This is a genomic window from Saccharopolyspora rhizosphaerae (assembly GCF_003931915.1).
In the GTDB taxonomy this organism is placed as follows: Bacteria; Actinomycetota; Actinomycetes; order Mycobacteriales; family Pseudonocardiaceae; genus Saccharopolyspora; species Saccharopolyspora rhizosphaerae.
The window spans coordinates 246,329-265,276 of sequence record NZ_RSAA01000001.1 but is presented as its reverse complement, the minus strand read 5'-3'; the positions used below and the strand labels follow the sequence as shown (position 1 = coordinate 265,276).

The 18,948-nt window shown below is 71.2% G+C and carries 25 protein-coding genes and 1 pseudogene; 13 read left to right on the top strand and 13 right to left on the bottom strand.

Going from position 1 to position 18,948, the window contains the following annotated elements; translation table 11 throughout:
* Positions 1-4: 4 nt before the first annotated feature.
* Positions 5-667, bottom strand: a complete 663-nt coding sequence (locus EIL87_RS01260; RefSeq protein WP_125088249.1) for a DUF6518 family protein — start codon at positions 665-667, stop codon at positions 5-7.
* A gap of 344 nt (positions 668-1,011) precedes the next feature.
* Here EIL87_RS01260 and EIL87_RS01255 point away from each other — a divergent pair, with 344 nt between their 5' ends.
* Positions 1,012-1,593 (top strand): GNAT family N-acetyltransferase, encoded by a 582-nt coding sequence (locus EIL87_RS01255; protein WP_199740135.1) that lies wholly within the window; start codon positions 1,012-1,014, stop codon positions 1,591-1,593.
* A 58-nt stretch (positions 1,594-1,651) separates the two neighbouring features.
* Here the strand turns inward: EIL87_RS01255 and EIL87_RS01250 are convergent, their stop codons facing one another.
* Both EIL87_RS01250 and EIL87_RS01245 read right to left on the bottom strand, forming a co-directional pair.
* Positions 1,652-1,870: a transposase gene (locus EIL87_RS01250; RefSeq protein ID WP_233575928.1), complete on the bottom strand. Its 219-nt coding sequence runs from the start codon at positions 1,868-1,870 to the stop codon at positions 1,652-1,654.
* Between the two features lie 30 nt (positions 1,871-1,900).
* The gene (locus EIL87_RS01245) at positions 1,901-2,266 is read right to left on the bottom strand and encodes a MerR family transcriptional regulator (RefSeq protein ID WP_125088248.1); all 366 of its coding nucleotides are present in this window, start codon (positions 2,264-2,266) and stop codon (positions 1,901-1,903) included.
* A 198-nt stretch (positions 2,267-2,464) separates the two neighbouring features.
* Between EIL87_RS01245 and EIL87_RS01240 the strand changes: the two genes are divergently transcribed.
* Positions 2,465-3,253, top strand: a complete 789-nt coding sequence (locus EIL87_RS01240; protein ID WP_125088247.1) for a TIGR03619 family F420-dependent LLM class oxidoreductase — start codon at positions 2,465-2,467, stop codon at positions 3,251-3,253.
* A 247-nt stretch (positions 3,254-3,500) separates the two neighbouring features.
* Here EIL87_RS01240 and EIL87_RS01235 read toward each other — a convergent pair whose 3' ends face one another.
* Positions 3,501-4,316 carry a pentapeptide repeat-containing protein gene (locus EIL87_RS01235; RefSeq protein WP_125088246.1) on the bottom strand — a complete coding sequence of 272 codons (816 nt, stop codon included), beginning with the start codon at positions 4,314-4,316 and terminating at the stop codon, positions 3,501-3,503.
* A 67-nt stretch (positions 4,317-4,383) separates the two neighbouring features.
* On the opposite strand from EIL87_RS01235, the gene EIL87_RS01230 reads away from it, so the two are divergent.
* Positions 4,384-5,553 (top strand): coiled-coil domain-containing protein, encoded by a 1,170-nt coding sequence (locus tag EIL87_RS01230; protein WP_199740133.1) that lies wholly within the window; start codon positions 4,384-4,386, stop codon positions 5,551-5,553.
* Between the two features lie 240 nt (positions 5,554-5,793).
* Here the strand turns inward: EIL87_RS01230 and EIL87_RS01225 are convergent, their stop codons facing one another.
* Positions 5,794-6,366 (bottom strand): GNAT family N-acetyltransferase, encoded by a 573-nt coding sequence (locus EIL87_RS01225; RefSeq protein WP_233575927.1) that lies wholly within the window; start codon positions 6,364-6,366, stop codon positions 5,794-5,796.
* 91 nt (positions 6,367-6,457) lie between these two features.
* A complete protein-coding gene (locus tag EIL87_RS01220; RefSeq protein ID WP_125088245.1) occupies positions 6,458-7,444 on the bottom strand; it encodes a malate dehydrogenase in 987 nt (328 codons plus the stop codon).
* A 337-nt stretch (positions 7,445-7,781) separates the two neighbouring features.
* Between EIL87_RS01220 and EIL87_RS27220 the strand changes: the two are divergent.
* Positions 7,782-8,069, top strand: a pseudogene (locus EIL87_RS27220) (LysE family translocator); the annotation flags it as partial.
* Positions 8,070-8,103: 34 nt separating this feature from the next.
* On the top strand, positions 8,104-8,313 hold the full coding sequence (locus tag EIL87_RS27215) for a hypothetical protein (RefSeq protein WP_233575965.1): 210 nt from the start codon (positions 8,104-8,106) through the stop codon (positions 8,311-8,313).
* 223 nt (positions 8,314-8,536) lie between these two features.
* Here the strand turns inward: EIL87_RS27215 and EIL87_RS01210 are convergent, their stop codons facing one another.
* A complete protein-coding gene (locus tag EIL87_RS01210; RefSeq protein WP_125088244.1) occupies positions 8,537-9,304 on the bottom strand; it encodes an SDR family NAD(P)-dependent oxidoreductase in 768 nt (255 codons plus the stop codon).
* A 212-nt stretch (positions 9,305-9,516) separates the two neighbouring features.
* On the opposite strand from EIL87_RS01210, the gene EIL87_RS01205 reads away from it, so the two are divergent.
* The gene (locus tag EIL87_RS01205; protein WP_125088243.1) at positions 9,517-10,257 is read left to right on the top strand and encodes a GNAT family N-acetyltransferase; all 741 of its coding nucleotides are present in this window, start codon (positions 9,517-9,519) and stop codon (positions 10,255-10,257) included.
* Positions 10,258-10,464: 207 nt separating this feature from the next.
* Positions 10,465-11,529: a tryptophan--tRNA ligase gene (gene trpS / locus EIL87_RS01200; protein ID WP_125088242.1), complete on the top strand. Its 1,065-nt coding sequence runs from the start codon at positions 10,465-10,467 to the stop codon at positions 11,527-11,529.
* Here trpS and EIL87_RS01195 read toward each other — a convergent pair.
* Positions 11,511-12,077 (bottom strand): ASCH domain-containing protein, encoded by a 567-nt coding sequence (locus tag EIL87_RS01195; protein ID WP_125088241.1) that lies wholly within the window; start codon positions 12,075-12,077, stop codon positions 11,511-11,513. The genes trpS and EIL87_RS01195 overlap by 19 nt on opposite strands.
* A gap of 108 nt (positions 12,078-12,185) precedes the next feature.
* On the opposite strand from EIL87_RS01195, the gene EIL87_RS01190 reads away from it, so the two are divergent.
* The 5 genes from EIL87_RS01190 to EIL87_RS01170 all read left to right on the top strand — a co-directional run bounded on the left by EIL87_RS01190 (position 12,186) and on the right by EIL87_RS01170 (position 15,499).
* Positions 12,186-12,908: a 3-keto-5-aminohexanoate cleavage protein gene (locus EIL87_RS01190; protein WP_125088240.1), complete on the top strand. Its 723-nt coding sequence runs from the start codon at positions 12,186-12,188 to the stop codon at positions 12,906-12,908.
* Between the two features lie 37 nt (positions 12,909-12,945).
* Complete coding sequence (locus EIL87_RS01185; protein ID WP_125088239.1) at positions 12,946-13,275, top strand: ArsR/SmtB family transcription factor; 330 nt, start codon at positions 12,946-12,948, stop codon at positions 13,273-13,275.
* Positions 13,254-14,171, top strand: coding sequence for an SRPBCC domain-containing protein (locus tag EIL87_RS01180; protein ID WP_125088238.1), 918 nt, complete (start codon positions 13,254-13,256; stop codon positions 14,169-14,171). The genes EIL87_RS01185 and EIL87_RS01180 overlap by 22 nt, the downstream gene beginning before the upstream one ends.
* Positions 14,172-14,254: 83 nt before the next feature.
* Positions 14,255-14,578 carry a putative quinol monooxygenase gene (locus EIL87_RS01175; protein WP_125088237.1) on the top strand — a complete coding sequence of 108 codons (324 nt, stop codon included), beginning with the start codon at positions 14,255-14,257 and terminating at the stop codon, positions 14,576-14,578.
* A gap of 141 nt (positions 14,579-14,719) precedes the next feature.
* Positions 14,720-15,499: an ArsR/SmtB family transcription factor gene (locus EIL87_RS01170; RefSeq protein WP_125088236.1), complete on the top strand. Its 780-nt coding sequence runs from the start codon at positions 14,720-14,722 to the stop codon at positions 15,497-15,499.
* A 3-nt stretch (positions 15,500-15,502) separates the two neighbouring features.
* On the opposite strand, the gene EIL87_RS01165 is transcribed toward EIL87_RS01170, so the two are convergent.
* Both EIL87_RS01165 and EIL87_RS01160 read right to left on the bottom strand, forming a co-directional pair.
* Entirely contained in the window at positions 15,503-15,853 is a 351-nt protein-coding gene (locus tag EIL87_RS01165) for a DoxX family protein (RefSeq protein WP_233575926.1), read from the bottom strand.
* Between the two features lie 77 nt (positions 15,854-15,930).
* Positions 15,931-16,788, bottom strand: coding sequence for a sterol desaturase family protein (locus EIL87_RS01160; RefSeq protein WP_125088235.1), 858 nt, complete (start codon positions 16,786-16,788; stop codon positions 15,931-15,933).
* Between the two features lie 73 nt (positions 16,789-16,861).
* On the opposite strand from EIL87_RS01160, the gene EIL87_RS01155 reads away from it, so the two are divergent.
* The gene (locus EIL87_RS01155; RefSeq protein ID WP_125088234.1) at positions 16,862-17,494 is read left to right on the top strand and encodes a TetR/AcrR family transcriptional regulator; all 633 of its coding nucleotides are present in this window, start codon (positions 16,862-16,864) and stop codon (positions 17,492-17,494) included.
* 6 nt (positions 17,495-17,500) lie between these two features.
* On the opposite strand, the gene EIL87_RS01150 is transcribed toward EIL87_RS01155, so the two are convergent.
* Genes EIL87_RS01150 through EIL87_RS01140 form a run of 3 tightly spaced genes read right to left on the bottom strand, consistent with a single transcriptional unit; the run spans position 17,501 to position 18,887 of the window.
* Positions 17,501-17,956 (bottom strand): hypothetical protein, encoded by a 456-nt coding sequence (locus tag EIL87_RS01150; protein WP_125088233.1) that lies wholly within the window; start codon positions 17,954-17,956, stop codon positions 17,501-17,503.
* Positions 17,957-17,981: 25 nt separating this feature from the next.
* Positions 17,982-18,416 carry a hypothetical protein gene (locus EIL87_RS01145; protein WP_125088232.1) on the bottom strand — a complete coding sequence of 145 codons (435 nt, stop codon included), beginning with the start codon at positions 18,414-18,416 and terminating at the stop codon, positions 17,982-17,984.
* Positions 18,417-18,419: 3 nt separating this feature from the next.
* Positions 18,420-18,887 (bottom strand): hypothetical protein, encoded by a 468-nt coding sequence (locus tag EIL87_RS01140; RefSeq protein WP_125088231.1) that lies wholly within the window; start codon positions 18,885-18,887, stop codon positions 18,420-18,422.
* Positions 18,888-18,948 lie beyond the last annotated feature (61 nt).

Genomic DNA, 18,948 nt, shown 5'->3' with positions numbered 1-18,948 from the left:
TCGATCATGGCAGCAGCCGCATCAGCACGCCGCCGTGCAGGTACATCACCGGGAACGCAGAGGCCACCGCGGCGGTGACCAGCACCGCCTGCAGGATCACCCCGAGCCCGCGCAACTTCCAGACCGCAGCGGCGACCAGCAGCACCACGCCGAACACGCCTTCGCTCCACCAGTACCGCGGCTCGGTGGACTCGGCGACGACCAGCAGCCCGTAGGCGGCCTCACCGATGAGCACCCCGCACAGCGACGAGATGCCCAGGGCTGCGTGGGGTCCCGGCTTGCGCAGCAGCCACTGCGCGCCCACGCCGAGCACGGGCCCGGCCAGTAGGGCCGCTGCCGACCAGAACACCACCATGCCGGTGGAGGAGGGGTAGCCGTGGAGCCACGCGGTGAGCACGTAGCCGGCGAGCATGCAGGCCAGCGACGCGAACCCGCACACCGCACCGGCCGGTGCTGAGGGGGCGGTGAGGGCCAGCAGGAACGCCAGCAGGCACCAGGAGCCGCTGGAGTTGGCCAGCGACGCCACCTGTTCGGGCAGCACGCCCTGGGCCACGGAGGTGGCCGCACCGGCGGCCAGGCCCGCCGCCACGGCCAGCACGACGGGCCCGGTGGCACCACGGCGTCGGTGGGCACCGGTGAGGACGGCATCACCGACGAGCTCGGTCATGCCGTGCAGTTTCCCATCCGGCGGCTGGTTCGCGAGGCCGTTCCGGGGTTCGAGGGACACCGGAACGGAGAACAGCGCTGAGCAGCAGCATCGCTGGTAGGGCCGACGGTGCGGTCGTTCCTGGCCGAGGTGTGTCAATTCGAACACCCGGCGCGCCTACGCCACCGCGGTGCGCGGCCTAGTCGCTGAACTCGGCGCCGACGCGACGGTCGCGGTGCAAGCCCGGGATCCGGCCGCCCGGAGGCGGTGAGAGATCCCAGACTTCCGCCTGTCTGTGCTCACACCGGCTCTGGGACTGAACGAGACCAGACCAGTACGGGCGGAAGGACCATGACGATCGAACCGTGCCCGGCACAGCCGCGTGGCCAGCAGCCACGCTCATCACGACCACGTCTTCGGCTCGAACCGTTGCGCGTGGCGCACGCGGCAGAGCCGTACCGGTCTTCAACGAGCTCCGCCTGCACAAGTGGACCGGCGGGAGACCGTGCACGCTCAAGGAGCTTGAAGCCAAGTACCTGAGGCAATCAGCTGGAAGTTCTCCTGATGGCGAGCAAGGCTGGCTGAACTGGGGCCTGCGGCGCCTGTCGGACGAACGTGTCGTCGGCACCGTCCAGACAACCCTCTCCCCGCTGGGAACACCGGGGTTCAGCGCCGAACTCGCCTGGGTGGTCGGAAGTGATCACCAGGGCAACGGGTACGCACGTGAAGCCGCGACGGCCATGGTGAAGTGGCTGCGCACGCACGACGTCGTTGAAGTGACGGCGCACGTCCATCCCCAGCACGAAGCATCCAACACCATGGCGCGGGCACTCGGAATGACCACGACGAACGTGGTAGCGGACGGCGAGGTTCTTCGGAGAGGCTCGGGTTCTTGGTTCGAGGCTGCGTGTGACGGAGAGGACGAGCGAGCGGCGACCAACTTCTGAGGCAGATCCGTCTGATCCCGGCGCGCATCAGGGCACCCGGGGACACCAGAACGCACGGTCAGACGTCTACTTCCTCCTCGTCCTCGGCGCTTGACGGGTTCCTCAGCGGCCGCAAGCCGCAGGCGACTTCCGGTGTGAGGAAGGAGGAGCGATCGAGCATGTTGATGTGGTGCCGTACGAACGGCGACAAGCGGGCGACGTTCTCGTCCCCGACCTCGTATCCGGCGGCGCGGAGTTCGGTGATGGCGGCGTCGAGGTGGTGGGTGTTGCACAGCACCGTGGCCTGGGGCCCTCGCCGGTCGAGGGTCTAGCGGGAGTGCGTGCCGGTGTCGACCGCGTCGAGGTAGGCGCGGAGGGTCTGGCGGGAGTGGGTGAGTGCGTCGATGCGTTCGTCGAGTCCACGCAGGCGCGTGCGCAGGGTGGCCAGCAACTCCGGGCAGGGGTGCAGGTCAGGGGTCGCGCCGGAGGCGCAGGGCAGCAGGAGCTTGATCTCGGCTGTGGAGAGCCCGGCGGCGAGCAGTTTCCTGATCTGGACCACCGTGAGCACTGCGTCGTCGCTGTAGTCGCGGTATCCGTTGGCGCCGCGCGTGGGCTCGAGCAGTCCCTGGGCCTCGTAGTAGCGCAGGAGGTGCGCTGCGACTCCGGTTCGTCGGCTCAGGTCCCCGATGCGCACCGCTGGTCCTCCTCTTGACCTTCACACCGGTCTCAACGTGGAAGATCCTGCCATGACCACCACAGCACTGGAGCCATCACGGCCCGGCCGCCTCGACGTCACCCGCTCCGCCGAGCAGATCTCAGGCCTCTCCGGCGCGCACGGAGTCTGCTGCCACGTCAACGGTGATCCGAGTGGCGTGGCGGGAGGTGTCCGGGCGTGCGCGTAGATCTCGTCCTGCCCAGTGAATCGGCCACCGACGACCCCAGGGCCCTGGCCGAGCTCGCCGTGGCAGCCGAGCACCACGGCTTCGGCGCGCTGTGGCTGCCTGATCACCTGCTGCCGCCGCACGGCTACAACACCACCTACGGCGGCGTGCACGAACCGCTCGTGACGCTGGCCTTCCTGGCCGCCCACACCGAGCGACTGCTGCTGGGCACCTCGGTGCTGATCGCACCGCTGCGCGAGCCCGTCCTGCTGGCCAAGCAGACCGCCACGCTGCACGCCTTGGCCCCCGGACGAGTCCTGCTGGGAGTCGGAACCGGCTGGGAGCGCTCCGAGTTCGACGCGGTCGGCGCCGACTACGCCGCCCGCGGGCGCCGCACCGATGAGGTCCTCGAGGCGGTGCGCGAGCTGCACCGCACCGGACGCGGGCCGGGTGGTGGCACGTTCGCGCCCACGCCCTCTCCGCCTGTGCCGCTCGTCGTCGGCGGCACCTCAGCCTCGGCTCTGCGCCGCGCCGCTCGGTTCGGCGACGCCTGGCAGGCGGTCGGCCGCACACCTGAGCAGTTCAGCGACGACCGGAAGCACTTGCGCAGCCTGACCTCTTGGGAGGTGTCCGCAGGCGCACGGATCACCTGGAGGGCAGACCAGACCCTCGCCGACCTGGTGGCCGAGATCGACCGGTGGTCCCGGGTCGAACCCGCACACCTCGCCGTGTGGACAGGCGACCTCGAGGGTGCGCGCACTCGGATCGCCGCTCTCGGCGAAGCGCTGGCCCTCGGCTGACACAGGAAGGAGTCGCAGTGTGGACCGGTTCCTCCGAGGCGGGCTCAACTCGGTGCCGCAGGCGGGTCCCGGGCACGTCGAGCAGACCGCGGGCCGACTCGGCACAGGTCCGGGGCGGCGCCATCTGCCGGGTGAGCCCTGGACCCGCCCTCTGCCTGTCGCGCTCGGTCCGATGCGGTTGTCAGGCTCGGGTCGGCCGGCGAGACCTCCACTGCGGGAGCAGGCGCAGGTTCGCGGATCGCGGCGCTCAGCGGGCCTGAGGTTCCCAGTGCTGCGGGCGGTCCAAGCCTGGGGGCAGGCGGGTGCGTGCGTCTCCGCGGGCAGCGGAGACCTGCGGCTGGGTGAGGTAGAGCGCCTCGGTGAGGTCTGCTGCGCGCAGGTCGGTGTCACGCAGGTCCGCGCCCAGCAGGTCGGCTCGGCGCAGGTCGGCGCGGCGGGCATCAGCGCCGATGAGCAGCGCACCGCGCAGGTGGGCGGCTCGCAGGTCCTTCCCGCGCAACCGGCGGCCCACCAGGTCCGCGCCGCGGTGGTTCGGGCCGGGCGGATCGCCGCGCACCAGGCGGCTGGCCTGTTCCAGCAAGTCGCCGGTGCGGGCGCGTTCGGCGTTGAGGTCGACTGCGGTGAGCTGGTCGGCGTCGAGGTCGGTCAGGTGCACGACCTCGTCGTGACGCGTGCGCAGGTCCGGGTGCAGCGGCGTGGTGTCGGTGCGGTCGAGTGCGTCGGTGAGGTACCACAGCAGTTCGTGCAGCCCGCGCATGATCGGTAGCGCCGCGAACATCGATGCCCGGGTCTCGGGAGCGTGCCGCCAGGACAGGCCGCCGAAGGTGTGCTGGGACAGGTGCTGGCCGGCGCCGAAGCAGTCGAACACGGTGCACCCGGCGAAACCGTTCTCGCGCAGGCGGTCGTGGATGCCGCAGGAGAAGTCGGCGAGCAGGTTCTGGCACGGCTGACCGGCGGGCTTGTCGACCGCGAAGTCCGCGGAGGCTGAGAAGGGCAACGCCACGCAGCACAACCCGAAGCACTGCGCGCACTGGGCGCGCAGATCCCGCCTGGCATCCACCACGGTCCCAGTGTCGCCCACCTCCGGTGATCACCGGTGTTGGGGGCGTTGCTTGGTACCGTCACTGATCGTGAGTGAGCAGCCGGAGCGGGCCGAGGACAAAGCCGAGGGGATCTGCCGGTTCCCGGGGTGCGAGCGGGCGGTGGAGCGCCCCAGCGGGCCGGGTCGTCCGCCGGAGTACTGCGATCTGCCCGAGCACACCCGCTGGCGGGCGTGGAAGCAGCGCCAGCGCCTGCAGGCCGTGGCCGACACGACCCCGGCCGCGGCCACCGCGGAGGGTTCGAGCGAGTTCGACGGGGCGCGGCTGCGTGCCGAGGAGCTGCTGCGCCAGTACCGGCTGTTGTCCGAGCAGCTGGGCCGCAACCTGCGCGCCGGGTTGGAGGAGCTGGCCACCCTGACCGATCCGTCGGCTGCCGAGGCGCAGATCCAGGCCGCCCAGGCCGAGGCCGCGCACCGCATCGCCCAGGCCGAGCAGGCGTTGGCCACCGCTCAGCAGGAGCGGCGCGAGGCCGAGCAGGCCCGTCGAGCCGCGGAGGAGGCTGCCGAGGACGCCATCGCTCAGGCCGAGTCGTCCACGGAGGAGGCCGAGCGGGCTCGTGCGCAAGCGGAGCAGGCCCACGCCGAGTCCGAGCAAGCGCGCAGTCAGGCCGCTGCTGACGTGGAGGCGGCCCGCAACGAAGCCGAGGTCGCCACGGCCGCCGCCCGCCGGGAGGCCGAGGAGCGGGTGACCCGGGCGCGGGAGGACGCCGAAGAGCGCATCGCTGCCGCGCACCGCGACGTGGAGCGGGCGCGTGCCGAGGCCGCGGCGCAGGCGCAAGCCGCCGAGCAGCAGGCGCGTCGCGAGGTCACCGAGGCCGATTCCCGCCGTGCGGAGGCCACCGAACGCGCCGCGCGCGCCGAGGCGGCTGCCGAGACCGCCCGGGATCAGCTGGAGGAGCTGCGGGCGGCTGCGCAGGACGCGCGGGCCGAGATCGAGCGCCAGCGCCACGAACTCGCCCAGTTGCGCGAGCAGCAGGCCACCGAGCTCGAGCGGGTGCGGGAGGAGGCTGCTGAGCGGCTGCGGGCCGAGCGCGACACCCACGCCCAGCGGTGGGAGGCCGTGCAGGACGCCCGGGATCAGGCGCGTGCACGGGCGGAGCGGGCCGAGTCCCAGCTCGACGAGGTCAGCGGCGAGCTGCGTGCCCTGCGCTCGACCCCCGCACCTTCCGCGTCTTCCGCGTCTTCCGCAGAGGAGCAGTAGGCGCCGGTTCACGGAGAGGGGAGTCCACCGCCCTCAGGACGCGCGCCGCGTAGGACGCCGTCGAACTTCGCGCGATTTTCGAGGGGGACTTCAGGCTTCGACGTTCGCGCGAAGTCCGACGAAGCCGACGCAGCTGTCCCGGCGGCTTGTTCCTGAGCGCTTCGTGGCGGACGCGGGTTGCGAGGTCCTGGTGCGTTGCCTGCGTCAGGCGTGGAGGTGAGGTCGAGCAGCCGAGGGGGACTAGGCGGTCGGTCGGGTGAGCCGCCAGACGACCTCGAGGCCGCGTTTGCCGGCTGTGTGGGCGAAACGCGGCGGGTGCTGGGTGTCGATGCAGGTGAAGCCGAGGCGTTCGGGGATGCGGCGGCTGGCGGTGTTGGCCGCGTCGTGCCAGATCTCCACGCGGTGGATGCCCGGCAGGGCGAAGGCCTGCTCGGTCAACGCGCGTGCGGCGGTGGTGACCAGTCCGCGGCCGGTGTGGGCCGGGTGCAGCCAGTAGCCGATCTCCAGGCCGCCGTCGCCGATGCGGTGCTCCAGCGAGATCGCGCCGGCGATGCTCGGCCCGGTGGTGATCAGGTAGGTGTAGCTGAGGCCGGTGTGCCAGCTGGTGGTGGCCTCGTCGATGAAGGTCACCGCGGAATCGGTAGTGTAGTCACCTGCGGCCCACGGCATCCACGGGCGCAGGTGCTCCAGCGACTCGGTGACCGCCTGGTGCAGCGCGCCGGCGTCGGCCGCCACCGGGCGGCGCAGCAGCGCCCCGGGCAGTTCGATGCGTTCGGCGGGACGGTCTATGCGCTGATGCTGCTGGCCGGGCACCCGCGTTCGCAAGCAGTTTTCGCGGTGGAACGAGCGTGGGGTGGGTGCGATCCCGCGGATCGCACCCACCCCACGTGGTCGCGGCTCGGGCTCAGACCAGGCCGAGCTTGCGGACGGTGTCGCGCTCCTCGACCAGCTCGTTGACCGAAGCGTCGATGCGCGAGCGGGAGAACTCGTCGATGTCCAGGCCCTGGACGATCTCGAACTTGCCGTCGCGGGCGGTGACCGGGAACGACGAGATCAGGCCCTCCGGCACGCCGTAGGAGCCGTCGGAGACCACACCGGCCGAGGTCCAGTCACCTTCGGGGGTGCCGTTGACCCAGGTGTGGACGTGGTCGATGGCGGCGTTGGCGGCCGAGGCGGCCGAGGAGGCGCCGCGGGCCTCGATGATGGCCGCGCCGCGCTTGGCCACGGTGGGGATGAACTCGTCGGCCAGCCAGGACTGCTCGACCTGCTCGGCGGCGATCTTGCCGCCGACCTCGGTGTGGAACAGGTCGGGGTACTGGGTGGCGGAGTGGTTGCCCCAGATCGTCATCTTCTTGATGTCGGTGACCGACACGCCCAGCTTCTGCGCCAGCTGGGTCAGGGCCCGGTTGTGGTCCAGGCGGGTCATGGCGGTGAAGCGGTCGGCCGGCACGTCCGGGGCGTGGGCCTGGGCGATCAGGGCGTTGGTGTTGGCCGGGTTGCCGACCACCAGCACCCGCACGTCGTCGGCGGCGCCGGCGTTGATGGCCTCGCCCTGGGGCTTGAAGATGCCGCCGTTGGCCTCGAGCAGGTCACCGCGCTCCATGCCCTTGGCGCGGGGGCGGGCACCGACCAGCAGCGCGACGTTGGTGCCGTCGAAGGCGGTGCGCGCGTCGTCGGTGATGTCGATGCTCTGCAGCAGCGGGAAGGCGCAGTCGTCGAGCTCCATCGCGGTGCCCTCGGCAGCCTTGACCGCCTGCGGGATCTCCAGCAGCCGCAGCTTGATCGGGGTTTCGGCGTCGATGAGCTGGCCGGAGGCGATCCGGAACAGCAACGCGTAGCCGATCTGACCGGCCGCACCGGTGACGGTCACGGTGACGGGAGCTTTGGTCATGAGGTCTCGTTCTCCTGCTCGACGGGTGGTTTGCTCTGCCGGGGATGCTATCCCCAGTCCGGCCACGCTGTCGGAGACCCGTCATGGATCACAGTGGACACGGTGCGGGACCGATTCAGCCGGGCAGGTGAGGCGAGACCCGCACCACAGCACCACACCTGCGGTGCTGGGTGGATGACGCCACCACACCGGGATTGGCCTGGGTTCCGCCTCGACTGCGCTCTAGCGTCACCTGGGGACGGGCGGGGCGAGCAGGGGAGGCGCGGTGGTGGCTGGGTCGGCGATCGGCGGGATCGCGGTGGTGGCGTTGGGCCTGGTCCTCACACCGGGGCCGAACATGCTCTACCTGGTGTCGCGGACCCTGACGCAGGGCTGCCGGGCGGGTGTGGTGTCGCTGCTGGGCGTGGCGGTGGGCTTCGGCGCCTACGCCGTGGCCACCGCGGCCGGTCTTTCGGCGCTGTTCGCGCTGGTCCCGGCTCTGCACACCGTTCTGCAGCTGGCCGGGGCCGGATACCTGCTGTGGCTGGCCTGGCAGGCGCTGCGCCCGGGCGCGGTGTCGGTGTTCGCCCTGCGGCCGGTACCGCCGGTGGGTGCGGGCAGGTTGCTCACGATGGGGCTGGTGACCAACCTGCTCAACCCCAAGATCGCGGTGCTTCTCCGTGTCGTTGCTGCCGCAGTGCATCGACCCGGCGCGCGGCTCGGTGGCTGTGCAGGGGCTGGTGCTGGCCGCGGTGCAGATCGTGGTGGCGCTGTCGGTCAACGCCCTGATCGTGCTCACCGCGGGCGCGGTGTCGCGGTTGCTGGCGGGACGCGCGGTGTGGATGCGGGTGCAACGGTGGCTGCTGGGCACCGTCCTCTGCGCCTGCTGACCGACCGGGCCCGCCCGGTCTGAGGGGCTCCAGGGGCGTGCGGCGGTAGCCGCTGCTCCAGGTGTGGGACTCGGCTGGCACCGCCGCCGGTTCTGAGGGGTGTCGTGGCGAGTTCGCCACGACACCGCGGACCGGACATGCATCAGGAGTGGCGCACGGAGCCACGCAGCCGATCAGAACCGGCCACCCGCCCCGCCACGCAGCACAAGTCCTCCCCCGAAACTCAGGTCATGCGTTTGCCGCCGCCTGCGTAGAGGGTTTGTCCCGTGAGCCAGCGGGCTTGGTGGGAGGCCAGGAACACGGCGATGTCGGCGATGTCCTCGGGGTGCCCGACGCGCCGCAGGGGGCTGAACTCGGCGAAGCGGGTGGTGTTGTCGCGGCTGATCCAGCCGGTCTGCACCGGGCCGGGGGCGATGATGTTGACGGTGATGCCGGCGGACCCGAACTCCGCGGCCGCCGAACGCGACAGCGACTCCAGGGCGTTCTTGGTGGCCCAGTAGGAGATCTCCCCGGGTGCGCCGTCGGCGGCGTCGGTGGAGAGGGTGATGATGCGGCCCCACTCGTCGCGGCGTTGCTGGTGGCGCCGGTGGTGCTGGGCCATGAGCAACGCCGGGGCGCGGGTGTTGACCGCGTGGTGGGCGTCGAGGCTCGCCGCGCTGACGGGGCGCGCGCCGCGGGCGCGGGTGAAGGTGTCGGGGTCGTTGTGGGCGGCGTTGTTGACCAGGATCTGCACCGGCCCCAGCCGGGCCTCGGCCTCGTCGTAGATGCGCTCCGGTGAGGCCGGGTCGGCCAGGTCGGCGGTGATCGCGTGCGCGGTGTGACCGTCGGCGCGCAGCGAGGGGGTGAGGTGGTCGACCGCACCGGGCGGGTTGACCAGCAGCAGCCGCACCTGCTGGCGGGCCAGGGCGCGGGCGATGGCGGCACCGATGCCCAGGGCGTTGTCGGTTCCGGTGATGACGGCGACGCGGTCGCGCAGTCGCGGGTCGATCATGCCTTCGATCATGGCCCACCCACCGCGGTCCCGCGCAGGGCGGGTGCTCCAGCACGAGCACCTCAGCCCGGGCAGCCGAGAGCGGCGCGGCGGCGGCCGGCGCCTCTGGTGGTGAGGGTGCGGTGAGAAGACCTCGCTCGAGCCGGTGTCCCGGCCGTGTCGGGCGAAAAAGTGCTTGCCCTGGGCGAATGCGGGGGTGTAGAGGTCGTTGAATGCTGCACGAGAGCGGGACCGGTGAGGTCGTGTCGCTGACCGGCGGGGCCACGACGGTGCGTTACGTGCCGCTGACCGAGGCCCCGCGCCTGGCGCGGCTGATCGACACCGACGGGCCCGATGTGCTGGGACTGCTGCGCGCGCGGCTTTCCGGCTGGAACGTGGTCACCGACCTCGAGCTCGGGCAGCGGCTGGTGGCCGCCGGGGCGCAGTTGCGCCGCCACGCCCACACCATGCACCGCGACCTGCAGGCCGATCCGGTGCCACCGGAGTGGGCGCAGCTCGCGCCGGCACCTCCGTGGGAGATCACCGCCTGCGACCGGCCTGCTGCGGCGTTGTTGCCGGCGTGGCGGGAGGCCTACCCACCGGGGCATCCCGACCACGTCACCGCCGACGACCACACGCTGGGCACCGAGCTGCTGCAGCCGCTGCTGTCGGGCCGGGTGCTGGGCCCGCTGCTGGAGTGCAGCGCGCTGGTCGTCGACGGCGCGGACCGCGTCGTGGCCGGGTTGGTGGTCAACGACCGCGGCGGCACGGGTTGGATCAGCGACGTCTACCGCCGTCCGGCACCGGCCTACGCCGGGTTGGGTGGCCTGTTGTTGCGCCGCGCGCTGGCGCGGTTGGATGAGCAGTACGCGCGGGTGGGGCTGGCGGTGACCGTCGGCAACCCGGCGCAGCGGCTCTACCGGCGGTTGGGTTTCGAGGTCACCGACACGACCATGACCTTCGCGGTGCCCTGACTTCCTCGCCGCGCACCGGTTATGGTGGGGGTGTGATCCGCACGCGCAGTTCTGCTTGGTGGCGCTCCAGCTAGGAGCGGCCACCCACTGCGGCACATCCCAGTTCACCCGAGGGCCGTTCGACCGACGGCCCTCTTCTCGTGCGCGTCGCTCGTGCTCGTGCGGGCTGCCCCGGTCGGCGGCGCCTGGCACGAGAGGAAGCACGCCATGACCAGCACCGTCGAGATCTCTCCCGCGGCGCGGCGCAGCGCCGAGCTGGAAGCCGAGATCACCGCGGACCCCTCCCGGTTCCGGGTTCTCACCGGTGATCGGCCGACCGGGCCGCTGCACCTGGGCCACTACTTCGGCACGCTGCACAACCGGGTGCGCCTGCAGCGCCAGGGTGTGGAGCTGGGGCTGGTGATCGCCGACTACCAAGTGCTCACCGACCGCGACGTGGCCGAGGACCTCGAGGGGCACGTGATCACGCTGATCGCGGACTACCTGGCGGCCGGTGTCGACCCGGACGAGGCGATGATCTTCACCCACAGCGCGGTGACGGCGCTCAACCAGCTGCTGCTGCCGTTCTTGAGCCTGGTGACGGTCCCGGAGTTGCAGCGCAATCCCACGGTCAAGGACGAGATCGCTCATTCCCGCCAGTCGGGTGTGTCGGGGCTGATGTTCACCTATCCCGCCCACCAGGCCGCCGACATCCTGTTCTGCCGGGCCAACCTGGTGCCGGTGGGGTCGGATCAGCTGCCGCACCTGGAGCTGACCCGCACGATCGCGCGGCGGTTCAACGACCGCTACGGGCCGGTGTTCCCCGAGCCCGAAGCGCTGTTGTCGGCCGCGCCGCTGCTGCTGGGCACCGACGGGGCGAAGATGAGCAAGAGCCGGGGCAACGCGATCATGCTGGGGTCCTCTTCGCAGGAGACCGCGCGGTTGATCCGGGGCGCGAAGACCGACGCCCAGCGCCACATCACCTACGAGCCCGGCACGCGTCCGGAGGTTTCCAGCCTGGTGCTGCTGGGGGCGTTGTGCAGCGGACGGGACCCGGTGGAGCTGGCCGGGTCCATCGGCTCCGGTGGGGCGGCGGTGCTCAAGGCGGAGGTGACCGAGGCGGTCAACGCCTGCTTCGCGCCGCTGCGGGCGCGGCGGGCCGAGCTGCTGGCCGATCCGGGGTACCTGCACCAGGTGCTGCGGGAGGGCAACGCGCGTGCGGAGGAGCGCGCCGAGGCGACCCTGGCGCGGGTGCGCGAGGCGATGGGCACGGTCTACGGGGCGTCCAGGTAGGACAGTGCCAGCCCGGACAGGCGCAGGCCCTCGGCGGTGGTGTCGAGCAGGCCGAGTTCGCGCAGTCGCCACAGGTCGGTCTTGGTGCGCGAGACGGGGCGCTGCTGGGCGGCGGCGACTTCGGCCGGCGACATACCCGGGTGGGTGCGCAGCAGTTCGAGCAGCCGGCGGGTCCACGGCCCGCGCGGGGTGCCCAGGTCCAGGCGGGCCAGCTGGGCTTGCAGCTCGCGCCGGCGGGCCTGCTCGAGCGGTGCCGGTTGCGGTGCGGGTGTGCCGGGGTGGCCGAGGTGGGTCAGTTCCAGCCGGTAGGTCGCGCCGCGGTGGCGGGAGAGGGACGCGCGCAGGCCCGCGGCGGAGCTGAACCCGGCGCGGGCGGCGTCGTCGTCGGTGAGCTCGGCGGGGTCGACCTCGGTGAGGCTGGTGATCTCGATGAGTCCGGCGCGGGTGGGCACGCGGGCGCCGGGGCGGGCTTGCGGGCTGGGCCAGCGGAAGTAGGTGTGGGTGATCTGCCCGGCGGCCACGCCGCGCGCGATCCTCTCGCTCAACACGCCAACCACGCTAGTGCCCGGTCTGCACGCCCCCGGCGGGGTGCGCGTTGATCACGAAACGAGTTCATCAACTACCGCAGGTGCACCGCATGGGGTGACAATCAGCGCATGCTGCAGGTTTGCCTGAACGGCGCCCGGTCACCGCGCGAGCACTTCCACCTTCCGGTGCGTCCGGAGGAACTGGCCAAGGCGGCCGCCGATGCGGTGGCCGCGGGGGCCACCGACGTGCACCTGCACCCCAAGTCCGCTGATGGCACCGACACCCTCGACCCGCACGCGGTGGCCGCCGCGTTGCGGGCGGTGCGCGCCGCCGCGCCGGGGGTGAGCGTGGGAGTGACCACGGGTGCGTGGACCGCGCCCGACACCGCCTCGCGGGTGCGGGCGATCAAGGCCTGGACCCTGCTGCCCGACCACGCTTCGGTGAACTGGCACGAGCCGGGTGCCGATGAGGTGGCCGCGGCGCTGCTGGAGCGCGGCGTCGGCGTGGAAGCGGGGATCTTCTCGGGCACCGACGGTGATCACCACTTCAAGCTCTCCCCGCACCGCGGGCGGGTGCTGCGGGTGCTGGCCGAGGTCACCGACGTCACCGCTTCGGGTGCGGCGGCCACCGCGGAGGCGTTGTTGGGGCGGCTGCACCCGGCCTCGGCGCCGATCCTGCTGCACGGGGAGGGCGCGGGTGCCTGGCCGGTGCTGCGGGTGGCAGCGCGGCGGGGTTTCTCCACGCGCATCGGCCTGGAGGACACCTTGGTGCTGCCCGACGGTCAGATCGCCACCGACAACGCTGAGCTGGTGGCTGCGGCGGAGGCGATCCTGGCGGTGGAGTCGCGCTGAACTCGACACAACATTGCCCACTGGCTATATTCCTGGTGTGGAAACCGCGTTCGAGGTGCTGGCCGAGCCGCGCCGCCGCGAGATCCTCGACCTGCTGCGCACCGGCGAGCGCGTGGTGGGCGAGCTGGTCGAGCAGCTGCCGCTGAGCCAGCCCACCGTCTCCAAGCACCTCAAGGTGCTGCGCCAGGCCGGGCTGGTGGAGGTCCGTCAGGACGCCCAGCGCCGCTGGTACCGGCTGCGCCCGGAACCGCTGGCCGAGATCGATTCGTGGCTGCGGCCCTACCGGCAGATGTGGGAGCAGCGCCTCGACGCCCTGCAGCAGCACCTCGATTCCAGGGATGAGCCATGGAACCCGAACTGTCGATGATCAACGGTCACCCGGTGCTGCGCCTGCACCGCGTGCTGACACACCCGCCGGCCGCGGTGTGGAAGGCGATCACCACACCCGACGAGCTCTCGGCCTGGTTCCCGGCGCGCGTGGAGTTCGACGCGCCCACCCCGGGCGCCCCGATGCGCTTCCACTTCGAAGGGGCCGAGCAACCCGAGACCGGGGAGGTCCTGGAGGCCGACGAGCCCAAGGTCTTCGCCTTCCGCTGGAACACCGACGTCATCCGCTGCGAACTGCTGGCCCACGAGCAGGGTTGCCTGCTGGTGTTCAGCCACACACTCTCCGGCCCCGACAGCGACCGCCCCTCGGCGGCCCGCCACGGCGCCGGCTGGCTGATCTGCCTCGACGCTCTCGAGGCCGGGCTTTCCGGCACCACCAGCGAGTTCGACATGGCGCTGTGGTTCTCCCGCGCCGAAGAGCTCATCGAGACCTTCGGCCTCGGCGAGGGCGAGGTCATCGACGAGGACCGGGGGTGGACGATCCGCTTCGAACGCGACCTGGTGCAGCCCCCGCAGCAGGTGTGGGAGCTGCTCACCGGGGGCGAGGAGCCCGCCGTCGGCGGCGAGCCGCCCCTGCCGGCCACCCACGGCTACGGCGAGGCCGGCACGGTCACCGCTGCCGAGGCACCGCGCACGCTGGCCTACGGGTGGACCGGCGGCGAGGTGCGCTTCGCGATGCGCGAGCAGCACCCGATCGGCACCCGCCTGGTGCTCACCCACACCACCACCGACCCCGACGAGCGCGCCGTGCTGCTGGCGGCCTGGCACACCCACTTGGAGCTGGTGTTCGCCGCCTTGCACGGCGAGATCCGCTGCCCGTGGCCCGCTGAGCGCACCGAGCGGTTGCGCGCGCACTACAGCGCCCGGCTGGGCTGAGACGGACCCGTCTGGCCGGGAGCGATCGGCCACATAGGATGGTCATCGTCCGACATCGCGCCGCAGCGCCATCAGGAGAGCGAATGATCTTCATCACCGCGAAGTTCCGGGTCAAGCCGGAGTACGCCGACCAGTGGCCGCAGATCTCCGCCGGGTTCACCAACGCCACCCGCAACGAGCCGGGCTGCCTGTGGTTCGACTGGTCGCGCAGCCTGGAGGACCCCAACGAGTACGTGCTGGTGGAAGCCTTCCGCGACGGGGAAGCCGGTGCGGCCCACGTCAACAGCGAGCACTTCAAGCACGCCCAGCAGACCCTGCCGCAGCACCTGGCCGAGACCCCGAAGGTCATCAACACCTCGCTGGAGCAGGACGACTGGTCTCTGCTCGGCGAGATGGCCGTCGAATGATCCCCGGCTGAGCCCCAGCAGGAAAGGCCCCGGGTTGGCCCCGGGGCCCTTTCGCGCACTTGACATGCAGCCGTTCGGCTGCCTGCAGTGTCATGCAGCCGAACGGCTGCATGACACTGCTATTGATCGAGGAGGGCGGGGGTGGACGAGGTCTTCCGCGCCTTGGCCGACCCGAGCCGGCGTCGCCTGCTCGACAGCCTGCAGCGCACCAACGGCCAGACGCTGCGCGACCTGTGCGGCGAACTGGACATGGCCCGCCAATCGGTGAGCAAGCACCTCGCGGTCCTGGAAGCCGCCGGGCTGATCACCACCACCCGCCGCGGCAGGGAGAAGCTCCACCACCTCAACTCCGCGCCGATCGCCGCGATCACCGACCGCTGGATCAGCCGCTACCACCAGCGCCACGCCCACGCGCTGCACGAACTCGCCACCACGCTGGAAAACCCGATGTCCGACACCGACTTCGTCTACCAGACCCACATCCGCACCACGCCCGAGCAGCTGTGGCAGGCCCTCACCGACCCGGAGTTCACCCGCCGCTACTGGGGCGTGAGCCTGCACAGCGACTGGAATCCCGGCTCACCGGTCACCTGGCAGGAGAAGGAGACGACCATCAGCGACCCGGAGCAGGTCGTGGTCGAGTCCGACCCGCCGCGCCGCCTGGCCGACACCTGGCACACCTTCACCCCCGACTGGGCCGAGGGCGTCGGCATCGAGGAGGACCTGCGGGCCCGGCTGGCTGCCGAACCCCGCACCACCGTCACCTTCGACCTCGAACCCACCGATGCCGGTACGGTCGTGCTCACCGTGACCCACACCGGTTTCACCCCCGGCTCCACGGTGCGCTCGATGATCAGCCAGGGCTGGCCGGAGCTGCTCTCCAGCCTCAAAACGCTGCTGGAAACCGGCCAACCGCTGTAGGCCTCATCCGGCCAGGGCGAGCCACAACGAGGTGGCGGCCAGGGCGAGGAAGCACGCCGGTGCCGGCGCGGTGCTCCAGGTGCCCGCCCGCGCGTGCACCACCACCGCACCGGCGAAGAAGACCAGCAGCCCCGCCGCGGCCGCCACCCACAACCAGGTCAGGCCCGCCAGTCCGGCCAGCAGTCCCAGCGCCGCAGCGCCTTTGAGGCCACCCAGCACCGGCACCCACCGCAGCGGCACGCCGTTGGCCTCGGCGTTGGCCAGCACGAAGCGCGAGCCGGCCAGGTCCATCCCTGCGCTGAGCGCGTTGAGCGCCGCGGTCACCACCACGACCACGTGTGCTGCGAACATCATGGCTACTCTCATCGCCTTCACCTGCTCGACGCACACGCGGGTTCGGATGTGACAGCCGGGACGGGCAGGGGAGGGCTTCAGTCCGCGGTGGGGGCCCAGCCGGGCGGGCCGAAGAGGTAGCCGAGCTTGTCGCGCCAGCGGGTGGCCTCGCGGACGTTGCGCAGGATGCGGCCGAACTCGCCGTACTGCAGCGTGATCACGTTGTAGGTCTCCACGGGGTGGGTGAGCCCGTAGGTGGGGCGGTGCAGTTCGGGCTGGAAGGTGCCGAACACGCGGTCCCAGATGATGAGGATCCCGGCGTAGTTCTTGTCGAGGTATTCGGGGTCGGAGCCGTGGTGCACGCGGTGGTGCGAGGGGGTGTTGAACACGAACTCGACAGGCCGCGGGAGCTTGTCGATGGTCTCGGTGTGCACGAAGAACTGGTAGATCAGGTTGAAGGAGAAGGCGACGTAGAGCGCCCAGGGCGCGAAGCCCAGGAAAGGCAGCGGCAGCCAGAAGAAGAACTCGAACCAGGGGTTCCACTTCTGCCGCAAGGCGGTGCCGAAGTTCATGTACTCGCTGGAGTGGTGCGCCTGGTGGGCGGCCCAGCCGATGTTGACCCGGTGCACGAACCGGTGGTTGAGGTAGTAGGCCAGGTCCAGGCCCAGCATGAGCACGACCCAGAACCACCAGGTGCCGGTCGGCAGCTGCCAGGGGGCCAGGTGGGTGTAGATGGCGTTGTAGATGAAGAACGTGCCCACCTTGAACACGGTCAGGAACAACAGCGAGCCCAGTCCCATGGTCAGGCTCGTGCGGGCGTCCTTGAAGGCGTAGCCGGTGGTGTTGTCGTCGTGGTCGAGCCACTTCAGCGCGGCCAGCTCCACCGCGATGCTCAGCACGAAGAACGGCACCGCGTAGGTCACGGGGTTCTTCATCGGGTCCAGCAGTTCCGTCATGGGAGTCCTCCCGCCGCCGAATTGACCGTCGGGTAAGTTACCAGCGGGTCAATCGAAGCGGTAGACTCCAGCAGTGGCCAAAGCAGGAACCAAGGGCGTCGCCCGCGCACACCGCGAACGCCAGATCCTCGACATCGCCGGACGCGCCTTCGCCGAACACGGCTACGCCGGCACCTCACTGGCCGGCATCGCCGCCGACGCAGGCATCTCCAAACCCCTCATCTACAACTACTTCGGCTCCAAAGAAGGCCTGTACTCGGCGTGCCTGACCCACGCCGGCGAGACCGTCGCCGGCGTCATCGAACGCACCGACCAGCTCGGCTACGTCGGCCCCGAACAAGCTGTCCTCAGCCTCGACCGCATCTTCACCACCCTGCACGGCCAGACCTGGATGTGGCGGCTGCTGCACGACCCCACCCGGCCCGCCACCCCGGAGATCGCCGACACGCACGTCCACTACCAGCAGCGCATGCACACCGTCGGCGCCCAAGGCGTGGCCGACATGCTCCGCAAGGCCGACAACCACGACCCGCTGGACGCCTCAGCGCTGACCGCAGCGTGGGTCAACGTCTTCGACGCCCTGGTCACCTGGTGGACCGAGCACCCCGGCGAAACCCCGCAAGCCATGACCGAGCGCGCCGCACGGCTGTTCACCGTCGTCTTCGGCCCGCTCGACCTCGACGCGCTGCCCCTGACCACCCGGTGAGGCCGCTCAGGCCCGCACCCGGGAGGCCAGCTGCAACTCCCGCGCCAACCCGACGACCTGCTCACCGGAGAGCACCACCGTCACCGTCCGGCCGCTGACCAACGTGAAGGTCAGGCCGTCCTCGGCCACCTCCACCGAGCCGGCGACCCGCTCGTGCACCACCGAGCCCGCGGGGCTTGCGCTCTCGCCGTCGAACAACGGCAGGTTCGCCGCCATCTCCACCACGCACCACGCCGCGGTCCAGAACGACTCCCGGTCCCGGAAATCGGTGCGGCTGCAGGTCAACTCCCGCCCCAAACCGGCAGAGCCCACCCGCGCCTTGACCCGGCCCAGGCCCGCAGCCGACTCCCAGATCGCGAACACCGTGACGTTGTTGGCCAACCGCTTGCGGTAGGTCTCCCGCCCGTGCGAGCGGGCCAACTCCCAGCCCTCCACCATCTCGGGCCAAGCGTCGTCCACCACGACCACTCCTCTCGAACCGGTGCACTCACCGCTCCGACGCACCACGCCCCGAACCCGTTCCACACCCCTGACCCCACGCCCGCACCAGGTAGGCCGGGCGCCACCAGTGATCGACCACCCGAACAGCGCGCACCTCACGAAAACCCGCCTGCACGCACAACTGCCGCCACCGCGAGATCGCCAGCTCGTGGTTGACCGGCGGGGTGGTGGAGAACCGGCCCAGCACCACCGGCAGGATGAAGCCCAGCCCCACCAGGTCGCGCTCCTGCCCGTACTCCCGCAACCCCCGCTCGAGACGCGCCGCGCAGTCGTGGAACCAATACGGGTCCCACACATCGGCCACCGGCGGCACGTCGAACTCCACCAGCACGAAACGCCGCGCGTGCCCGCAGACCCAGCCCAGGACCTCGCGCTTGTCGTCGTCGGTCAACGACTGCAGCGCGAACCTGGACTGCACCACCTCTCACTGCTGCCGGTGGGTGCGCACGAACTCCTGCGCCGAGACCTGCCAGGCCCGGTGGTCGACCCCGAGCTCGGCCAGTCCCGCTTCCGCCTCGGACAGCAGCGCCGCACTGGGCTCCACCACACCCACCCGCGGCCGGTGCTCGGCCAACGCCGGCACCAGCGCCAGCCCATCACCCACCCCGAGGTCGAGCACCGAGGCAGGCCGATCCCGCCGGTAGACCTCCCGCAAGGCCTGTGAAACCGCCTCGTACAAGCCGACGTTCCCGCCACCGCGGATGAACGCTCGGAAGGCCGCAGGGGAGTCGTAGACATCCCGAGCGTCCTCGCGGTCGGTCAACGCCACCAGCAACCGCGCGAACTCACCCCCACCCGACCGGTGCGCCCGCACCGCAGCGCGGTGCGCGGTGAGCAGATCACCGCTGCTCCACGCCCACACCGCCACGTACAGCGCCGACTCCGCATCCACCACCGGCACCTCACCCGGCCGCGCCCCCGACACCCGAGCCCGAGCCGCCCGCTCCAGCGAC